The 17,539-nt window shown below is 64.0% G+C and carries 15 protein-coding genes; 6 read left to right on the forward strand and 9 right to left on the reverse strand.

The features are described from left to right. Positions 1 to 108: 108 nt before the first annotated feature. The 4 genes from NX02_RS28985 to NX02_RS29000 form a co-directional block, all read right to left on the reverse strand. A complete protein-coding gene (locus NX02_RS28985) occupies positions 109 to 1,608 on the reverse strand; it encodes a Do family serine endopeptidase (RefSeq protein WP_245648931.1) in 1,500 nt (499 codons plus the stop codon). Positions 1,609 to 1,858: 250 nt separating this feature from the next. Further along, entirely contained in the window at positions 1,859 to 2,521 is a 663-nt protein-coding gene (locus NX02_RS28990; RefSeq protein ID WP_245648932.1) for a 6-phosphogluconolactonase, read from the reverse strand. Positions 2,522 to 2,590: 69 nt separating this feature from the next. Continuing rightward, complete coding sequence (locus NX02_RS28995) at positions 2,591 to 3,187, reverse strand: glycine zipper 2TM domain-containing protein (RefSeq protein ID WP_162232735.1); 597 nt, start codon at positions 3,185 to 3,187, stop codon at positions 2,591 to 2,593. 125 nt (positions 3,188 to 3,312) lie between these two features. Continuing rightward, the gene (locus NX02_RS29000; protein WP_245648933.1) at positions 3,313 to 4,110 is read right to left on the reverse strand and encodes a class I mannose-6-phosphate isomerase; all 798 of its coding nucleotides are present in this window, start codon (positions 4,108 to 4,110) and stop codon (positions 3,313 to 3,315) included. 125 nt (positions 4,111 to 4,235) lie between these two features. Between NX02_RS29000 and NX02_RS33410 the strand changes: the two genes are divergently transcribed. Next, the gene (locus NX02_RS33410) at positions 4,236 to 4,691 is read left to right on the forward strand and encodes a hypothetical protein (RefSeq protein WP_158014293.1); all 456 of its coding nucleotides are present in this window, start codon (positions 4,236 to 4,238) and stop codon (positions 4,689 to 4,691) included. A 167-nt stretch (positions 4,692 to 4,858) separates the two neighbouring features. Here the strand turns inward: NX02_RS33410 and NX02_RS29010 are convergent, their stop codons facing one another. The 3 genes from NX02_RS29010 to NX02_RS29020 all read right to left on the reverse strand — a co-directional run bounded on the left by NX02_RS29010 (position 4,859) and on the right by NX02_RS29020 (position 7,511). Continuing rightward, on the reverse strand, positions 4,859 to 6,148 hold the full coding sequence (locus NX02_RS29010) for a glycoside hydrolase family 130 protein (RefSeq protein WP_084718407.1): 1,290 nt from the start codon (positions 6,146 to 6,148) through the stop codon (positions 4,859 to 4,861). 87 nt (positions 6,149 to 6,235) lie between these two features. After that, the gene (locus NX02_RS29015; RefSeq protein WP_245648934.1) at positions 6,236 to 6,964 is read right to left on the reverse strand and encodes a YfdX family protein; all 729 of its coding nucleotides are present in this window, start codon (positions 6,962 to 6,964) and stop codon (positions 6,236 to 6,238) included. Positions 6,965 to 7,175: 211 nt separating this feature from the next. Further along, positions 7,176 to 7,511: a DUF5335 domain-containing protein gene (locus tag NX02_RS29020; RefSeq protein WP_007406253.1), complete on the reverse strand. Its 336-nt coding sequence runs from the start codon at positions 7,509 to 7,511 to the stop codon at positions 7,176 to 7,178. 475 nt (positions 7,512 to 7,986) lie between these two features. Here NX02_RS29020 and NX02_RS29025 point away from each other — a divergent pair, with 475 nt between their 5' ends. Together NX02_RS29025 and NX02_RS29030 are read left to right on the forward strand one after the other, a co-directional pair. Continuing rightward, positions 7,987 to 8,628 carry a helix-turn-helix domain-containing protein gene (locus NX02_RS29025; protein ID WP_047100283.1) on the forward strand — a complete coding sequence of 214 codons (642 nt, stop codon included), beginning with the start codon at positions 7,987 to 7,989 and terminating at the stop codon, positions 8,626 to 8,628. An 89-nt stretch (positions 8,629 to 8,717) separates the two neighbouring features. Beyond that, the gene (locus NX02_RS29030; protein ID WP_007406257.1) at positions 8,718 to 9,452 is read left to right on the forward strand and encodes a Crp/Fnr family transcriptional regulator; all 735 of its coding nucleotides are present in this window, start codon (positions 8,718 to 8,720) and stop codon (positions 9,450 to 9,452) included. Between the two features lie 104 nt (positions 9,453 to 9,556). On the opposite strand, the gene NX02_RS29035 is transcribed toward NX02_RS29030, so the two are convergent. Further along, complete coding sequence (locus tag NX02_RS29035; RefSeq protein ID WP_047100284.1) at positions 9,557 to 10,069, reverse strand: Hsp20/alpha crystallin family protein; 513 nt, start codon at positions 10,067 to 10,069, stop codon at positions 9,557 to 9,559. A 323-nt stretch (positions 10,070 to 10,392) separates the two neighbouring features. Between NX02_RS29035 and NX02_RS29040 the strand changes: the two genes are divergently transcribed. Next, a complete protein-coding gene (locus tag NX02_RS29040; protein ID WP_047100453.1) occupies positions 10,393 to 11,133 on the forward strand; it encodes a sensor histidine kinase in 741 nt (246 codons plus the stop codon). An 89-nt stretch (positions 11,134 to 11,222) separates the two neighbouring features. Here NX02_RS29040 and NX02_RS29045 read toward each other — a convergent pair whose 3' ends face one another. After that, positions 11,223 to 13,682 (reverse strand): NAD-dependent epimerase/dehydratase family protein, encoded by a 2,460-nt coding sequence (locus tag NX02_RS29045; RefSeq protein ID WP_047100285.1) that lies wholly within the window; start codon positions 13,680 to 13,682, stop codon positions 11,223 to 11,225. A 645-nt stretch (positions 13,683 to 14,327) separates the two neighbouring features. Between NX02_RS29045 and cls the strand changes: the two genes are divergently transcribed. Both cls and NX02_RS29055 read left to right on the forward strand, forming a co-directional pair. Further along, entirely contained in the window at positions 14,328 to 15,749 is a 1,422-nt protein-coding gene (gene cls, locus NX02_RS29050) for a cardiolipin synthase (RefSeq protein WP_047100286.1), read from the forward strand. 58 nt (positions 15,750 to 15,807) lie between these two features. After that, on the forward strand, positions 15,808 to 17,502 hold the full coding sequence (locus NX02_RS29055; RefSeq protein ID WP_047100454.1) for a cation:proton antiporter domain-containing protein: 1,695 nt from the start codon (positions 15,808 to 15,810) through the stop codon (positions 17,500 to 17,502). The last annotated feature ends 37 nt before the right edge of the window (positions 17,503 to 17,539 follow it).

Raw genomic sequence — 17,539 nt, forward strand, 5'->3', positions numbered from 1 at the left:
GATCGGCAGGTCGCTTCCGAACGGCATCGGAGCAACCATCAGCCGCCTCTTCCAACACGCAAGGTTTCGAGAAGTGCCGAGGGCATGTTCTCCTGTCCGGCCCATTGCTCAGGGCTGTCCCGCCAATTTGACGCCGACGAACTGAGGCGGCGCCGAGCCGCGCTTGACCAGCAGCAGTACCTGCTTCCTTCCCGCCTTCCGCGCCGCAGCGATCAGGCTCGCAGCATTTTGCGCGCTCCTCACAGGCTGCTGGTTGATCGACAGGATGATGTCGCCCTCGCTCAGCCCTTTCGCCGCGGCGTCGCTGGAAGGATCGACCTGCACGATGACGAGACCCTGGGTTCCAGGATCGACCCGCAGTTCGCTCGCAAGCGCGGGCGTGAGCGGCCGGACGGAAAGGCCCAGCCCGGCGGAGGCGCTCGCCTTACCCTCGCCATCGTCGTCAAGGTCGAATTCTTCGTCCTCGCCGTTGAGGCTCGCTTCTGGCGGCCGTTCGGCAACCACCGCCGTCAGCGTTTTCTGGGCACCTTCGCGAAGCACCTCGAGCGTTACCCGCGAGCCGACGGGAGCGGCTGCGACGAGCCTGGCTACCGAGTTCTCCGGCGTGATCTCGCTCCCATTCACGCGCAAGATGACATCGCCCTGCCGCAAGCCCGCACGCGCCGCCGGCAGGTTCGGCTGCACTTCCGCGACGATTTCGCCGCGGTCCTTCTGCAAGCCCAGCGCGGCAGCGACATCCTCGGTGACAGGCTGCAGCAGGAGGCCGAGATAGCCACGGCGGACGCGACCGCCGGCTCTCAACGTATCGACGACCGGCTTTGCGATCTCGGCCGGGATCGCGAAGCCCAGCCCGACATTGCCCCCGGTGGGGGAAATGATCGCGGTGTTGATCCCGATCACATTGCCCTGCATGTCGAAGAGCGGGCCGCCTGAATTGCCGGAGTTGATCGAGGCATCGGTCTGGATGAAGCTGTCATAAGGCCCCGACCGGAGGTCGCGATGAAGGGCGGACACGATTCCGGCCGTCACCGTGCCGCCAAGGCCATAGGGATTCCCGATTGCCAGGACCCAGTCGCCGGTGCGCGCGCCCGGCGAGTCACCAAAGCGCACGAAGGGCAAGTTATTGGCTTCGATTTTGAGGACAGCGAGGTCTGAGGCTTCGTCACGCCCGACCACGCGAGCCGGATATTCCTGCCCGCCGGTCAGCGTGACCTTGATCGCTTGGACCTGCACGCCCGCGCCGCGGCCCGCCACGACGTGGTTGTTCGTGACGACGTAGCCATCTGCCGAAATGAGGAATCCGGATCCGAGCGACGTCGCGTTACGGGGAGCGGGTGGCCGGCTCATCTCCGGAAAGGGAAACAGGCCGCCGAACGGAAGGCCGCCTGGAAACTCGGGCATTCTCCGCGCCGTGACACGCGACGTCGTCGAGATGTTCACGACAGCCGGCGAGAGACGGGCCGCAAGATCGGCGAAGCTCGGGGGCGCCCCACGCGCCGACTCCAGGCGACCGGAACCCTCCGCATTCAGCGGTGCCGTCTGGGCGTGACTACGCGTGTCGCAGGCGACCGCTAGCAACAACGCTGGAACGAAAACGAACCTCCGCATCCAGGATCTCCTGTCGATCAGCTCGATCAGCCTTCCGGCGAGCCGATCGAGCACCAAAGACCTGGGCAAGCTAAGCGTGCCGGCTCGGCGAAACGCTGATCTTTGTCAGTGCTCGGAAAAAGGGCGAGCCCCGGCATCTTCTCCACGACTCCCAGCCTTTCGCTGCCATGCGTCTTCGCAAAGAGCTTACTGAGCCGGGCCCGCATGAGAGACGTCGCGAAGCGAGCCTGATCCACCGGCAAGTCGGACGCTATCGGCTCCAGAACAGATCGGGCTGGCACTTCGCTTTAGCTAAGACGATGCCCAGCGGCATCTGTGACTCCGCACCCTCATCCAAGGCCCGTCTGACGACTTCCAGCTTGTCCCGGCCGCAGCCGGAAATCAGCAGTCGCTTTGCCGAGAGAATAGCGCTCAGGGTCAACGTCACCCTTGCCACAGGCGCCTCGGCCGGAAGCGGCACGGGCCTGACGCCCGCGACGCGCCTCCAGTCAGGATAACGCATCGCGACGGAAAGGTCGGGTCCCGGGAGGAGCGAGGCAACATGCCCGTCCAGGCCGAACCCTAGCCAGACCAGATCCAGCGGCCAAGCCAGGTCCGAAAGCCTCAGCTCGGCTGCGTCTGCCGCCGCGGCAGGATCATCGAACGGTGGTCTTGCGAGAGGGATGAGCTGTGCTTGCCCCGCCGCGAAATATCTCTCCAGCAGACCATAGTTGGACAGCCGGTCGCCTGGCGGCACGAGGCGGTCGTCGGTGGGGATGATCGTGACCCCACGCCACCCGCTCGCACGCGGTGCAAGGAATTCGAACGCGCGCACAGGCGACCGGCCACCTGGAAAGGCGACGAAGGCGGCGCCTTCCGTATCCAGACGATCGGTGATGATGCCCGATACCTCTCGGACCAGGCTCTCGGCCAAATGCTCCGGAGTGGCAAACCCATGCCATAGCGGCTCAGGCACACCAAGGACTTCCGACTCCTCCGGCATTTAGCGGCGTCGCCAGTGGCGCTTGTACCAGTATCGGTGATAGGGATAGGGCCTGTAGATCCAGTGGCCCCCGTACCATACCCAGGGATCATACCACGGCGGCGCCACATAGACGTGCGGATAGACGGGTGGCGGATAGAAAGGCTCGGGCGCTGCCTTGACCACGAACCCGGGCGGACAGTCGGGGCTGGCGTTCCTCGCGATGGCGCTGCCCGCGACCGCGCCTGCACCCGCGCCAAGGACGGTGGCCGGGGCTCTATCGTAGCGACCGGCGAGCCCTGAACCAGCAAGCGCTCCAATCAGCCCGCCGATCACCGCGCCTGCAGCGACGTTGATTCGGCGATCCGCAATACAGTTTTCTGCCGCCCACCGTTCGGCTTCGCGGCTGTAGCGATCGTCCTCCTCGCGCTCGCGGTCCGACTGCACGAACCGGCCAGGAGACGGCTTGTAGCCAGGCGGCGGCGGTACGTTGTACTGCTCGCTGCGGCCTTCGGTTGGGCTTGAAGACGAAGCGGTGGAAGTCTGCGCAATCGCGGGATTCCCGCATGCGAGAAGCAATGTCAGGATTGTGGCGCAGCGAGCCGGGCTAGCAGGCATTTCAAGGCCCATCCTTGGAGAAGCCCACCGAGGCGGGATCATCGGCTTCGCTATGCGCAGCACCTCCGTCCGGCACTGATCTAGCTCAGATCACGAAGGCGCTTTCGGTTCGATCGGGAGCGACTTCAGGACTGCCGCTCATTCCGAGATCTGCTGATGAGCGCCTCGTGCACCGCTCGGCCCGAATAGGCGACGAGAAGATCGCACGAGCCGGTGAAGTTGACGCCGGCATCGCCAGCGACGATCCACACGCCGCCGGGCTCAATCGGCTCCGATCCCACGACCGCTTCGCCCCGGAGGGGTATCAACCAGACCGGCTCGCCTCGCCGCGGCGCCAGAATGCCGGCAAAAGCGTCGGCCCAGCGTTCCACCACGAACGGCCCTCCGGCGGCAAGCACCCGCCTGCCCCGCGCCAACTCGAATGGGGCGAATGGAGCCTCGTAGGGCGCCGGGCGGGCAGCCTCCACCGCCTCGTCCAGATGGAGCTCGCGATTGCTACCATAGTCATAGAGCCGATAGGTGACGTCCACATTCTGCTGGATTTCGATCAGGCTGAGACCGGCGCCTATGGCGTGAATCGTGCCTGCCGGCGCGTACCAGAAGTCACCCGCTCTTACCGGCTTCCAATCGAGCAGCGCCACGATCGACCCGTCCTTGGCCGCGGCGCGCAGCCGGTCTTTTGTAATCGGCTCACGCAATCCCATGGCGATGCTCGCCCCTGGCTCTGCCTCGAGGATCTGCCAGGCTTCGCTCTTGCCGCGGGGGAGCCCGTGCGCCTTCGCGGCGGCGTCATCAGGATGAACCTGTACAGAGAGCCGTTCGCTTGTGAACAAGTGCTTGATCAGCAGCTCTGGTTCACCAAGGCCGCTCCCGCGCGGAACCTCGAACCAGATTTCGCCGATGGGCTGCTCGCCCGCACTCACGTCATCGCATCCAGGCCCAAGCGACCGCCGGCCCCAGGGCTTTCTGACCGTCTTTGTCACCAAGCGGAAGACCGGCAAGGCGTTCCCCTCCCCTTCTAGAAGTTCGAGCGGCAGTGGCGGGCGTAATGGAGCCCTCTGAGGAAGCCACGCCGCGCGTAGCCCGCGTCGATTGCGGCATTCAGGCGCCGCTGCGCGGGAGCGGCGCCTGTTATCTCCCGGACGATTCCGCGGAAGGGGATCAAGGCATTGACCACGGACCTGCCGCCGGCTTCGGCTATTCTCCCGGCCCGATTTTCTCGCCTTTGGCGCGCAGTGGTGAAATCAGGGCCCAGGACGTTGCTCAGTTCCTTGATCGCCTCTGTGAGCTCGCGGCAGGTTCCAAGCTTCTCCACGCTATATGGATCCTCTGCGGCCTTGACGAGCACCGGCGGAATCTCGGTCCTGGCGACACCCACATCGTGGGCGGGCTGCACGACAATCTTGCCCGCGCGGTCCAACATCTCCCCGACCGGCTGCTGAGGCTTCCCGTCCTGCGCAAGCGCGCCAGCACCGCTAAGCGGAAGCGCAATCAGAAGTGCTGACCGGAGCAGGCAAAGGGGCAAGGTGTGCGGCACGCAGGCAGCTCCACGAGATCGCGCGTCGGCGGCGCCGATAGACGAAGTGCTTTGTAGGCAGTGAAGCCGTGCGGCTGGCTGACCCATGTCAGTCGGATTGCTGCGACCCCGTTACGTTCCCCGTGCGTTACCGCCTAGTCCATCGCGGCCAACAGAGCATCAAGACTCAAGGTCGAAAAGGCAGTGAAGCTGTCTGCGACGCCATATGGGAGCAATATGTCGTTCCCGCTCAGCAGCGCGCCGCAGCTATAAACGACGTTCGGGACGTAGCCGTATCGCTCCTCCGGGGACGGGCGCAGCAGCGGCCGGCGTGTGCGGGCGATCACACGGCTGGGCTCCGATCGATCGAGAAGGCACGCACCGATGCAATATTCCCGCATCGCTCCGACGCCATGCGTGAAGACGAGCCAACCATCGGCAGTTTCGATCGGCGATCCACAGTTGCCGAGCTGTGTGAACTCCCATGTCCATCGCGGGTTTACGATCCTGATGCCGCCGTCCCAGTGATGCAGGTTTTCGGACAGCAGAAGCCAAATATTCTCATTGTCGTGCCGACCGAGCATCGCGTAACGGCCCTCGATCAGGCGGGGAAACAGCGCCATTCCCTTCGAGGCGGCGATCAGTCCCTCGAGCCGGTGCATCTTGAAGTCGATGAAGTTTCGGGTGGTGAGCAACTCCTGGGCGATTCCTCGTCCCCCGACCGCCGTGTAGGTCCCTGCAAACAGTGTCGACCCGTCCTCCATTTGGAGGCTGGTGAGCCGAAGATCCTCGATGCCGCCGCGCTGCCGCTCGAGGATCGGGAACAGGACGGTCTCTGAGAGGTCGCGGCTGTCCTCGCAATGAAGATGCACAGCAGCAGCATCGTTTTCGGGATATTTGATTCGGGGCGTGGCCGCCAGCGGGCTCGCCGCATCTAGGATGATGTCTCTCCCGGGCTGCCAGGTGCCCGTTCTGAAGGCGATGGACGAAAGATGCCCTTCGCCGATCGCCCGTAGCGAGAGGATGAACCGCAACGCGCCTGGCGGACAACCCGACTGATCCGGATGCCTGACGATGCTCGGGTTGAACAGGGCAGCCGACTGATAGGCATATTCCTCGCTGAAATAGGCGCCGATCAGCTTTGCGCGAGCGCCACTCGCCGAAAAGCTCCCGCGGAGCAGTACTCTGGCGTTCTCGTAGCGCTGGAGAAAGACCTTTTCCACGTCGCGGTGGCGGCCGCAAAGAACACTCAGCAGCCGTGCGTACTCGTCCGCCAATTCATCCTCAGGCAAGCCGAGGATCCGCTCGACAATGCGCTCGGCCCGGGTCTGACCCCGCTCCAAGGCATTCGGCGAGTCGCCGGGCATGAACGTTCGTATAACCGTTCTTCGATGGTCGGGTTTGATGAAGTGCGGACTTCGCGCGATCGGAACGTCCGCACTCATCGTCCTAAGTTTCCCCTCGTTCCCGACCAGCGGAACCGTCGAACCTGCGCGCGCCGGCGCTTGCCGCACTGTTTGGAGAGCGCAAACTCACTTTTTCTCCGCAGGCTGACTCGACTCCGTTGCCTTCTTGAAGCGCTCGCGGATCTTGTCGAAGATGCTGGTCGCCGCCCCCTTGTTCTTGGTGCCGTCCTCGATCTCGTCGACCGTCTTGAGCAGGTCCTTCATTTCGTCCTTGGTCGCATAGCCGAGCGCCTGACCGAGCCGGAGCTGCTCGCGCGCAGTGGTCAGCAGTCGCTGAATCCTCGCCTCGTCTCCGGCGCCCCGCTGTGCGTTCGCGGCCAGCTTGCGCGCCTCTTCGATCGCCGCGCTTGCCCGCGTCAGCGGGAGCGGGTGGATCACGTCGCGGATCACGATCGTGCTGAGCGCCGCTTCGAGCGCCGCCTTCGCTTCATCGAGCTTGTTCTGCGCGACCAGGACCGCGGCCGCCTTGATCGCGTCCGGGTAGGTCGCGAGCGGGAGATTGCTGACCCGCACGACGGTCTCGCTCGCCAGCCCGTCGATGAGATGGCGTGCTTCCTGCAACCGCCCATCCTCGAGCGCGTCCTCGGCCGATTTCCGCAGCGCGTTCACGGCGTCCACCGAACCCAGGACGTCGTAGCTGACGACGCTGACGTCGACCGGGGCGAGAGCAAGGCTGGGGTTGCGCGCGAGCACGATTTCCAGCTTGCCCGTCGCGCGCTCGAGAGCGGCGGTCGCGGCCTTGGCATCTTTCTTGTCGAGCGCGGCAAGAGCATTCTCCGTCTCCTGCAGCGCCAAAACGGCGTCTTGGAGCAGCTCTTCGCGATCGACCGGCGGGGTCGGCGTCGCCTGCGCGGTGGCGTTGTTCGCCGCCGTGGTCGTGTTCTCGGCGGCCTGGTTGTCGGCGTCCTGCTTGGAACAGCCCGCCGTCAAGATGAGGGCCGAGGCTGCGGTCGCGGCGAAAAGACTGCGTTTCATGATCTTCCCTTTGGTTGTTGAGGATACGGGCTCATTGGTCGGGGGCGGGCAGCGCCAGCGGCCGCCTCAGCTTGATGAGGTGATTCGTTCCGTCGCGATCGATCACCGCGATCGCCGCAACGCCATCGCCGGATTCTTCGACATAGATCGACTGCGGGTGGCGGATCATGTGATCCAGCCCCTCGAGCGTCACACCGACCAAGTCATCCTTGTGGTCATAGAAGATTCCGGTGATCGGCAGGTATTGCGCTTCGATCTGATCGCCGAGTTCGAGCGATGCGACTTCGATTTCGGCTCGAAGCCCGGTCAAGCCGCGGGACACGCGGTTCAGATATTGAGGCCATTCCGCCTTAGGAACGACGTTCACGGTTCGACTCCTTCACAAAGGGCGAGGGACCGCTCGCCGGGGTTTCTCCTCGAGAGAGGATATCGGCCGTCCCGCATCGAGCCCCCGGTCCGGGGGGCGCGGTTTGCCGCAGCGCTTCCTCCGGAAGAGCTGCGAATTGGGGAATGCCTTGGAAGGTCCGGGGCACAGTTTCCCGAGCCGCTTCCCAACATCTTGAACATCGGATCTTGATCCACCCGGCCGCCCGCTAGCGGGGCCAGCGAGGGCGGCGAGATCGCGATCTTGGCCGATATCCAGCTCAACGCGCTCATCGATATTCTCCAGGTAGCGCCTGGAATTGCAGGCCCGGCCCTCTGCCGCCCTGACATAGCTCAGCTTTCTGCCGGCCGAACTGTGACACGACTCGGCCATTGGGATTGCCCTAATCCGTGACATATGTTACGCGTCCTTACATGTGGAACGGCTTATTAGCTCATATGAGACGGAGACGCCCGCGATGAATCGCGGGCGAAAGGTCGTTCCTCCGCCTCTAGGAAATGGCTTCAACTCCAAACTCATCATGTTGAAGGACCGCCAGGAACTCCCTGCACGGCCCGAGTCGGATGGCCTCTACTGGATCCTCTCCGGCGCCATCCAAACCAGCATCATCTCCGAGGATGGTCGCCGCTGGATCGGCGGCTTCTACCTGCCGGGGGAATTCATCCTGCTCGAACGCGACGAGGTGCGCAGCCAGTTCGCCCAGGCCCTGTGCCTGACCTCGCTCATCATGACGGATCGCAGCGTGCTCGAGGGCCTGTCGCAGTTCGATCACTTCACATGCGCCACGATCACGACCTGGTTTCTGCGCACCTATCGGATCGCGCTCCGCACCGGTTTCCTACTCGGGCGGTCGAATGCCATGGAGCGGCTGGCGTTCTTTCTTCTCGATCTCATGCAGAGGCTGGAAGGGCGCCGCCACTTCCATCTGCTCATGTCCAGAGCCGACATCGGCGACCATCTCGGGCTAACCAGCGAGACTGTGACGCGGACCTTCACCCTGCTCCAGCGGCATAATTATGTGCAGGTGAATGGCCGCAACCTTGAAATCCTGGATCCGATCGGGCTTGCGCGTCTGGCGGCGGCGGTGGTCACGACCTGACGGGGCCGCGGCCAAGGCAGCCACCGGTGTGACATGTGGGCCCACCTCTGCTATAGCGCACTGGCTATGCGAACGGGGTCGGACTACGAATGAACTTCATACCGTGTGAAGACTGCGCGCTTCGCCGGTTGGCGCTGTTCAAGAAGTTTACAGCGCCCGAGCTCAGCTTTGTGCGCGCCCTCAAGAATAATCAGATCGATGTTCCTGCGCGCCGCGTGATCATCGAGCCTGGGCGGTTCGCCGGAAAGCTGTACACGCTGTATGCGGGATGGGCATATCGCTATAAGCTTACACCAACCGGGCAACGACAGATCATCGACATTCTGCTGCCGGGTAGCCTGATCGGTCTCCAACAGTTGATGCTGGGCGATTCGGAGAGCGGTGTCGAAAGCCTAACCCCCGTGACGCTGTGCGTGTTGACAGGGCGCAGTATCGACGAGCTGTTTCAGCGGCACAGCCACCTCTCCGAGGCGATGGTCTTCGCGCTCATGGAGGACCAGCGCCGCGCCGATCGCCGCATGGCGCTTGTCGCGAAGCAGAATGGCGCTGAACGCCTAGCCTACTTCCTCCTTGAGCTTGTAGATCGCCTCGTTGCGTTGGACCTCGGGCAAGATGCGATGTCGTATTTCCCGCTTCAGCGTCGCCATCTGGCTGACCTCCTCGGCTTATCTGAAACCCATGTCAGCCGCTCGATGCAGGAACTTCGCCGCGGCGATCTGGCAGCGATCGCAGCGAACTCGCTCGTGATCCGCAACCGGCAGCTCATGATCAACCTTTCGGGCTATACACTGTCGACTCGGGAGCACCCTCGCCTTCTGCTCTGATCATGTGTGATATGCCGTTGCCGGGAGTGGGACAGCTTCACCAGAACCGTCGCAATCGCTTGATTGGCTCCGCCCGTGGGCATGCAGCCCACGGGCGGGCACCGTCACGCCTGACTCGAATTAACGGCGATGCGGCGGACGCTCTCGGCGGCAGACGCCGACTTCGGCACCGTGACGGTGAGAACGCCGTTCTTGAACGTGGCGCTTGCCTTTTCCTGCTCGATACCCTTGGGAAGGCCGATGCGGCGCTCGAAGCGCCCGTAGCTCCGCTCGGAGTAACCCCGGTCCTTGTCCTCGACCTCCGACTTCTTCTCGCCACGGAGCGTGAGGACGCCTTCCTCGACGATGACTTCCACGTCCTTTTCGTCGAGTCCGGGGAGTTCGGCCGTGACGCGGATTTCCTTGTCGGTTTCAGCAAGCTCAACGCTCGGCGCGAGGAGCCCTCGCTCGACGCCGGCAAGCGCCGGCACGCCGAAGCCACGGAAGACATCTTCGAACAGGCGGTTCACTTCCCTGTGCAGCGAGAGCACCGGGTCGCTCGCAGCGCCCGCGGCGCTGACCTGAGCAGGAACCTTGTTCTCCTGACGGCTCCAGGGGATCAGATCACGAATGGACATGGCATCTAACTCCTTCTTCGAACAGCGTCATCGCGGAGCCGCCGACATGCCTGGCACGCTGACTAAAAGCTGGGTGGCCGCTCGCCTCAGGCTGAGCGCCCCGGCGCGTGATTGCGCCGTTTCGCCGGCTAAGGCACAAAACCCTCCACGCTACTTTGGGTCTTCCAGTCATTCCGCCGAGGCGGCCGGTGGCAAGCTTCATCGGTAAGCGCTCCGGGCAGGCTAACACTGATTTAGCTCAGCCCCCGATTGGCGCCGGTCGCGATATGCTCCGGCATGGCATGGCGACCGAAGCTTGGCATCCGGCGACCGAAGGAGTGGTCATGGACATCACGACTGTGTTGAGCAGCCCGGCCGATCGGGTAGTTCGCGAAACCGACATGCTGATGCGTGGAATGGCGCACGACTTGGACAACATGCTGGCGGTGATCGCCTCCGGTCTGGTCTCGATCGAGCGCGGAGCGGATCAGCAGCAGCTGGCGCGCCTCGTAGCCGGAATGAAGCACGCGATCCGGAATGCCGCCGCCCTGGCCGACGATATCGCGGAGCTCAGCACCGATCGCGGCGTGACGACCGAGCGGGTTTCGGTTGAAGCGCTGATCCGCGGGATGGAGGCGCAGGCCAGCACCATTCTGGGAGACGGCGTGGACTTTCGGACAGAGATCGCGCGTGACCTCTGGCCGGTCCGCGTCCTCCCCAATTATCTCCAGTTTGCGCTCTTCAATCTTCTGGCGAACGCCGCCGACGCGATGCCAAAAGGTGGCGTGCTGGTCCTGCGAGCCTTCAACACGTTCCGAAGCACGGCGAGCCCTACAGGCGCAGCGGGCGACTTCGTTCGGCTTGAAATGGTCGATTCCGGTGAAGGAATCGCGCCCGACGTTCTGACCCGCGTTTTCGATCCGTTCTTCACGACGAGGCAGTCGCTCAAGAGAACCGGACTCGGGTTGGGCCAGGTCCGACGGTTCGCGACCCAATTTGGCGGTGATATCGCGGTCGAAAGCGACCAAGGCGCTGGAACCCGAGTCATCCTGCACCTGCCGCGAGCAGCCCCGGGCAGGTCCTGACCCGATATCACCGCCAAAGAACGCGGCCGCCCTTCCCGTCGCAGCCGCGCTGCGGCCGCGTGTCACGAGTCCTGCCGCGCCTGCCCTGGTCAGGCAATCAGGCGGTTCCACGACCCGTACTGCGCTGACACCTCGCCTCTCCGGAGGGCGAGACCGATCAACGCAAGACCTAGCAGCACATAATATGCCGAATGCAGAGTCTCTGCGCCGAAAGCGAATGGCGTGACACAGAGCGCCGCGCCAATGGGGATGAGCAGGAAGCGGACGGAGCGCGCGACCTCGGCGGCGGCTATCGAGATCACGGTCAGCGCCAGTGATCCGAGCAGGTGATCCCAATCCGCAATCGGCGGCGCTGCGCCGAACGTGACCCGCGTGAACAAGAGCGATGCCGCCAGCGCGGCCGCAATGGCCAGGTTCCAGGGCAGGCTCACGCCACCGATCGCCACGTCCTTCACAATCGCGCGGGCCGGTCGGTCGAACTCGTCAGGCACATCACCAGCCCCGCCCTCGTCCGTGTCCCCGAACAGGAAGACCCGAAGCACATTCTTGCCTGCCCGTGCACGGCGGCGAAGGAACTGGCCGACCGCCACCAGTTCGTCCAGCGAGTAGGGTATCTGGATCAGCATCGCCGCGGCGCCGATCAGCGCCAGCGTGCTCCAGGTGCCGATCCAGATCGGCTGGATGATGATGAAGAAGATCGAGACAATCCCGAGCGGGGCGATCATCAGTCCGAACAGAAGCACGAGCCACGGCATGGTCCGCCAGCGCGCGCGCGACCCGACGATTCCCGTGAGGATCTCGAGGCCGTAGGTGTAGCCGCCGAGCGCGGCATCGGAAACAGGCCATGCTTCCGAGACTTCGCTGGTGATGATCTCCTCGGTGCCGTTGCGCGGGTCGTCGACGCTTCCCAGAAAGAAGGGCTCCCAGACGTCGGACACATAGCCGAGCTGATATGCTGCGAGGTAACGGGAGACATAGAGGCCGATCAGTGCAAGGGCGATGATCGGGATGCGCTGGGTCCAGCTCGACGGATTATACGTCCACCCCTGAGGCACCTGCGGACCGGTCACTCTCGCCAGAGGTGACGGCCCCACTTCGGGCTTTGTCCCGACGGCAAAGCCGAAGATCAACATACCCACCAGCGTGTCGGAAAGGTATGCTGTTGGATTGTCGGTCCAAAAGACAAACGGCGCTGCCATCACGACAGCGCCTATCGCGGCTGATATCCATCGCGCCCAGGGTGCGTGCCAGCTCAGCGACAGCGATGCGAAGACGATCAGCAGCGCGCCGGAGACGATCTCGGTCCATCGGAGCAGAGGCTCGGCTACTCCGATCAGCGGCGGCTGAGTGAGCAGCCAGGTTCCGAGCATGAAGTTTACGAAATGCGCCCAGCGCGTCTCGGAATGCTCCCTCCGGTAGCGCTCGTCGCTCGCCCTCCTGACCTCCTCAGGATGTTTGCCCAGCGCGGCGGCCTCGGCGAGATCGTGCGGCGGCCGGAGACCGTTTCTCTTGTACCAAGCCAGAGGATCGCGCTTCAGCGCCGCGATCATCTTCGGGAGCTCATCCTTGAGGCGATGATGGGGTCGCCAGCCCAGCAGTTTCTCGGCGCGGCCGATATCCAGCGCGTAATGGTCATCCGCAAGCCGGATCATGAAGGGCTTGATGAACGGCTTCTCACCCTCGTCGATTGCGTCGGGGACGACGGGCTCGAGCTTATCCTGAGCCCAGACACCGACTGCCGCCACCGGCTTTGGTACTCGCAACGTCGGCCAGTCCTCGATGCCGTGGATGAGATATCCGATCTCGTCTTGCAGCGCATCATACCCCAGCGCTTCGGGCTCGCCGACCAGGATCTCCGCATCGGGCGGCAGCGTATCCCGGCGTTGAACGGCGAGACGGACAGCTTCTACAAGATCCTCGCGATGGACCATGGACTGGCCCACTAGCGGCGAGCCCGAATAGAAGAAGCTCTCGAACTCGCGCTCGTAAATCCGGGCTATCTGATTGGACAGCGTGGGCACCGCCGACTCCTCGTCGTACACGCCGGCGAAGCGCAAGATCGCATAGGGGATGGAGCCGTGTTCTTCGCGGATTACCTCTTCGGCCAGCGCCTTTGACTTCGGATAGGCCCAACGGGGATCGATCGGCCAGCTCTCGTCGATTTGTTCGCCCGGCGCGCACGGCGCGTGCACGAGCATCGTGCTTGAATAGACGAACTGTTCTACTTCGAAGTCCTGCAACGCTCGCAGGAGCCGGCGCGTGCCCTCTACATTGACCGACCGGTAGAGCGGATGTTCCTTGCCCGTGAAGTCGAAGTAGGCCGCCAGGTGGATCACCGACGCCACGCGTCCACCCTGGCTTGCGCGAATCTGCGCCAGGGCATCGAGCACAGATTGGTCCGAAGCAAGATCGACCTTGATCACCGGGAAGGTCAGCGCCTCTGCTTTGAGATCGAGGCCGACGATCCGGTAATCCGCTGAAAGCACAGCCGCCACCGAACGTCCAAGATTGCCCGTCGCGCCGGTGATGATGACAAGTGGCTTATCCATGTGTGCTCACCCCGATCTGTCTCGTGTTGGCCTCACGGCCACGCCGACCTAATCCCAACCGCGACGCCGGCGCATGGCGCGAGCACATCTGCCGCACGAGCTGAACGTCGGGGCGACGCAAGGCGCCGAGCCCGAGCGCCCACCTGGCCCTTCGGCCGTCACGCACGGCGGCACGCGCTACGCCATTCTACCCTTCGTCTGGGCATCACCTGGTTCCGGAAGGCCCGGCGCGCAGCTCATACCTTAACTCTCGTCGAGCTCGTCCTGAGCTATGTCAGGGCCGCGCCACCTTGCCGGTGGGAAGCTCGCTCCTTCGAGGAGGTGATTATGTGCGAGTTGATCTTAACGGGCGCGGCTCGCGTCATCCGGAAGCGGCAGCAGCGGTTCGTGTACGAGGACGCCGGCCCGCCGGCATGAGGCGGCACCGTGCGCAACGCGCCAAGTGGTCTCCCAGCCCAGCATGCTGATCGACCAAACGCCCATGGACCGAACCGAGCCGATCGCCTCCCACACGACTTTAGCCTCTCTGGACCTCCACAAAGAATGCGTCGGGAGGCACGCTCCGCAAAAGGCGTTCACCCGCGGCCGCGATGTCAGGATCGGATCACTTCGCAACACGGCTTCCTCATCGCCAAAGGCGATGAGGTGAACCTGGGCGTCGCTCTCGAGTGGCTGGCCGTCACAGCGCCTTGGGCGATCCGTATCGGCGCGCTGATCGTTGTTCCCTTCCGCCGGTCGCCGGCTGCGACGCAAAGCTGGCTGCTCCTCTTCTTCGTGGCGCCGTGGCTCGGCCTCGTCCTCTATCTGGCGATCGGCCGGCCATCCCACCCTCGATGGCGTCGCCAGCGCGTCGCGCAACTCTGGCCGATCATTGACCGGGCGGTTTCCTGCATCGACCGGGTCGCCCGGCCGGCCGAGCTGCCGCTCGTCCAGGCGTCAGCGGCTTCCCTCGTTAGCGGGATCGGCCGCATGCCGCTCTTACAAGGCAATGAGGTCGACTTCCTGACGGACTACGACGCGACGATCGATCTCCTCGTTGAGGATATCGGGCACGCCGAGGACCATGTCCACCTTCTCTTCTACATCTTCGCCACGGACGCCACCGGCCAGAAAGTGATCGCCGCGCTGCGCCAGGCGGCGCTGCGCGGCGTCAGGTGCAGGGTCCTGGTCGATGCGATCGGATCGCGCACGTGGGCCGCCCGCATCGAGCGGGAGCTGCGGCCCGCAGGCGTCGAGGTTCACGAAATGCTGCCGATCCGCGTCCTCGGCCGCACCACGCGCTTCGACCTGCGCAATCACCGCAAGATCGCGGTAATCGACGGACGGATCGGTTACACCGGGTCCCAGAACATCATCGACTCCGATCAGGGATGGGGCTGGCCAAACCGAGAGGTGATGGTTCGGGTCCGAGGGCCGGTTGTCGGCGAATTGCAGGCGGTCTTCGTGGCGGACTGGTTCCTCGAGACGGAGAAGGAGCTCGCCGACGGACATCTCTACCCCCCGGCGGACGACGCGGGCAGCAGCCTCGGGCAAGTTCTGCCGAGCGGGCCCGATCTCGAGCATGGGGGCATCGACGAGCTTTTCGTTGCCCTCATCCACTCAGCTCGACAGCGTGTCCTGATCTCCACTCCCTACTTCGTCCCGAGCGAGCCCCTCCTGCAAGCGTTGCAGGTGGCGATCCTTAAGGGAGCCGAGGTCCACCTGCTGTTGTCCGGCCGCTCTGATCATCCGCTCGTACACCTCGCCCAGCAGTCGTACTATTCCGAGCTGCTGTCGGCCGGTGCGGTGATCCACCTGTTCCAGCCGGGCTTCCTGCACGCCAAGCATATGAGCATCGATGAGGCAGTCGCCGTCGTCGGATCGAGCAACGTCGACATGCGATCATTTGCCCTGAATTCGGAGATCAGCCTCGTCCTTTACGACCGCGAGGCGACACTTACCTTGCGCCAGATCGAGCGCTCAAGGCTGGAACAATCCGTCCCACTGAGAGCAAGCGACTGGGAGCGCCGCAATCTCGCGCGCAAGTGTGCCGAGAACGTAGCGCGGCTCTTCAGCCCGTTGTTGTGATCTGCTCGGACCAGCTGAGCCGGAGTGAGAACGAGACTTTGCTATTGATGGAATGACCATGCACCATGACGCACCATTAATCGCCACGATTGTCGCCGGCCTGGTCGCTGCTTTCATCGCAGGGACCGTGGCGCACCGGCTCAAGATATCCCCGATCGCGGGCTATCTGCTCGCTGGCGCCTTCGTCGGGCCGTCGATGCCCGGCTTCGCGGCGGACCCGGAAATCGCATCGCAGCTTGCCGAGATCGGTGTCATTCTCCTGATGTTCGGCGTCGGCCTGCACTTCTCGCTGCGGGATCTCCTGTCAGTGAAAAAGATCGCGGTCCCTGGAGCGTTGATCCAGATCGTTGTCGCAACGCTATTCGGCATGGCGCTGGCCTGGGCGCTCGGGTGGCGCGCTGGCCAGGGCCTAGTCTTCGGTCTCGCGCTATCCGTTGCGAGCACTGTCGTCCTAGTGCGGGCTCTTCAGGTGCACAACCTCGTCCAGACCGATCAAGGCCGCATCGCGGTGGGCTGGCTGGTCGTCGAGGACCTGGTGATGGTGCTGGCGCTGGTGCTTCTGCCGTCCGTAGCCGCCATCCTGTCGGGCACATCGGCGAACGCGGGCGCCGCTGCCGCGAGCGCCGTGACCACTACGCTGCTGAAGGTGGCGGGCTTCATTGCGCTGATGCTCCTCGTGGGCCGCCGCGCGATGCCGGCAGTCCTTCACTGGGTGGCCGATACCGGTTCCCGCGAGTTGTTCCGTCTGGCAGTACTCGCGATCGCCCTTGGCGTTGCCTTCGGCGCCGCGCTCGTCTTCGACGTCTCGTTCGCTCTCGGCGCCTTCTTCGCCGGCATGATCCTGGGTGAAACCCAGCTCAGCCGGCTCGCGACCGAGGAGATCCTCCCGTTCCGAGACGCCTTTTCCGTCCTGTTCTTCGTTTCGGCCGGCATGCTGTTCGACCCAGCGGTGATCCTCAATCAGCCGATTGCGCTTCTGGCGACGCTCGCCATCATCCTGGTCGGCAAGTCCGCGGCTGCCTATGCCATCGTCCGATCGTTCGGATATCGTGACCAAACCGCGATCACGATCTCGGCAAGCCTGGCACAGATCGGCGAGTTCTCGTTCATTCTTGCCGGCCTTGGCGTCAGCGCCGGCCTTCTGCCTCCCCAGGGCCGGGACCTGATCCTCGCGGCCGCTATCATCTCGATCTTCCTTAATCCCCTGCTCTTTTCATTCGTAACCAGGCAGGGGGTTCGTCCACTTCGGCACGCCGGCCCTGCGGAAGGATCTTCAGAAGAGCCGGCGCCCGAGCAGGGCCCGCCCCCTGGGCATGTGATTATCGTGGGCTATGGCCGAGTCGGCCGCTTCATCGCTGCAACGCTCGGGGCCTCGGGATACGCGCTGAGCATAGTCGAGGACAGCAGAGAGGCCGTGCAAGCAGCGCAAGCGGAAGGGCTGCGCGCCGTCCAGGGTAACGCCACCGAAGCTTCCATCCTCACGCGGGCCGGCATCACCGGGGCATCGACGCTGCTGATCGCGATCCCTGAGGGGTTCGAAGCCGCGATCATCGCGAAGCGTGCCCGCGCCATGAACCCGGACCTGCGCATCATCGCGCGTGCCCATTCGGAGGCGGAGGTGGACCACCTGCAGGCGATGGGTGCTGACGCAATCGTCCTGGCGGAGAAGGCAGCAGCAGCCAAGATGGCGGCGCTGGTCTCAGAAGCGGAGTCCGAGGATGTCGACGGACTCGCTCACCTGGTGGAGAGCTAATCGGCAATGATTCCGTCGCTGAGCGCCGCCTTCATGC

The organism is Sphingomonas sanxanigenens DSM 19645 = NX02 (assembly GCF_000512205.2).
Taxonomy (GTDB): domain Bacteria; phylum Pseudomonadota; class Alphaproteobacteria; order Sphingomonadales; family Sphingomonadaceae; genus Sphingomonas_D; species Sphingomonas_D sanxanigenens.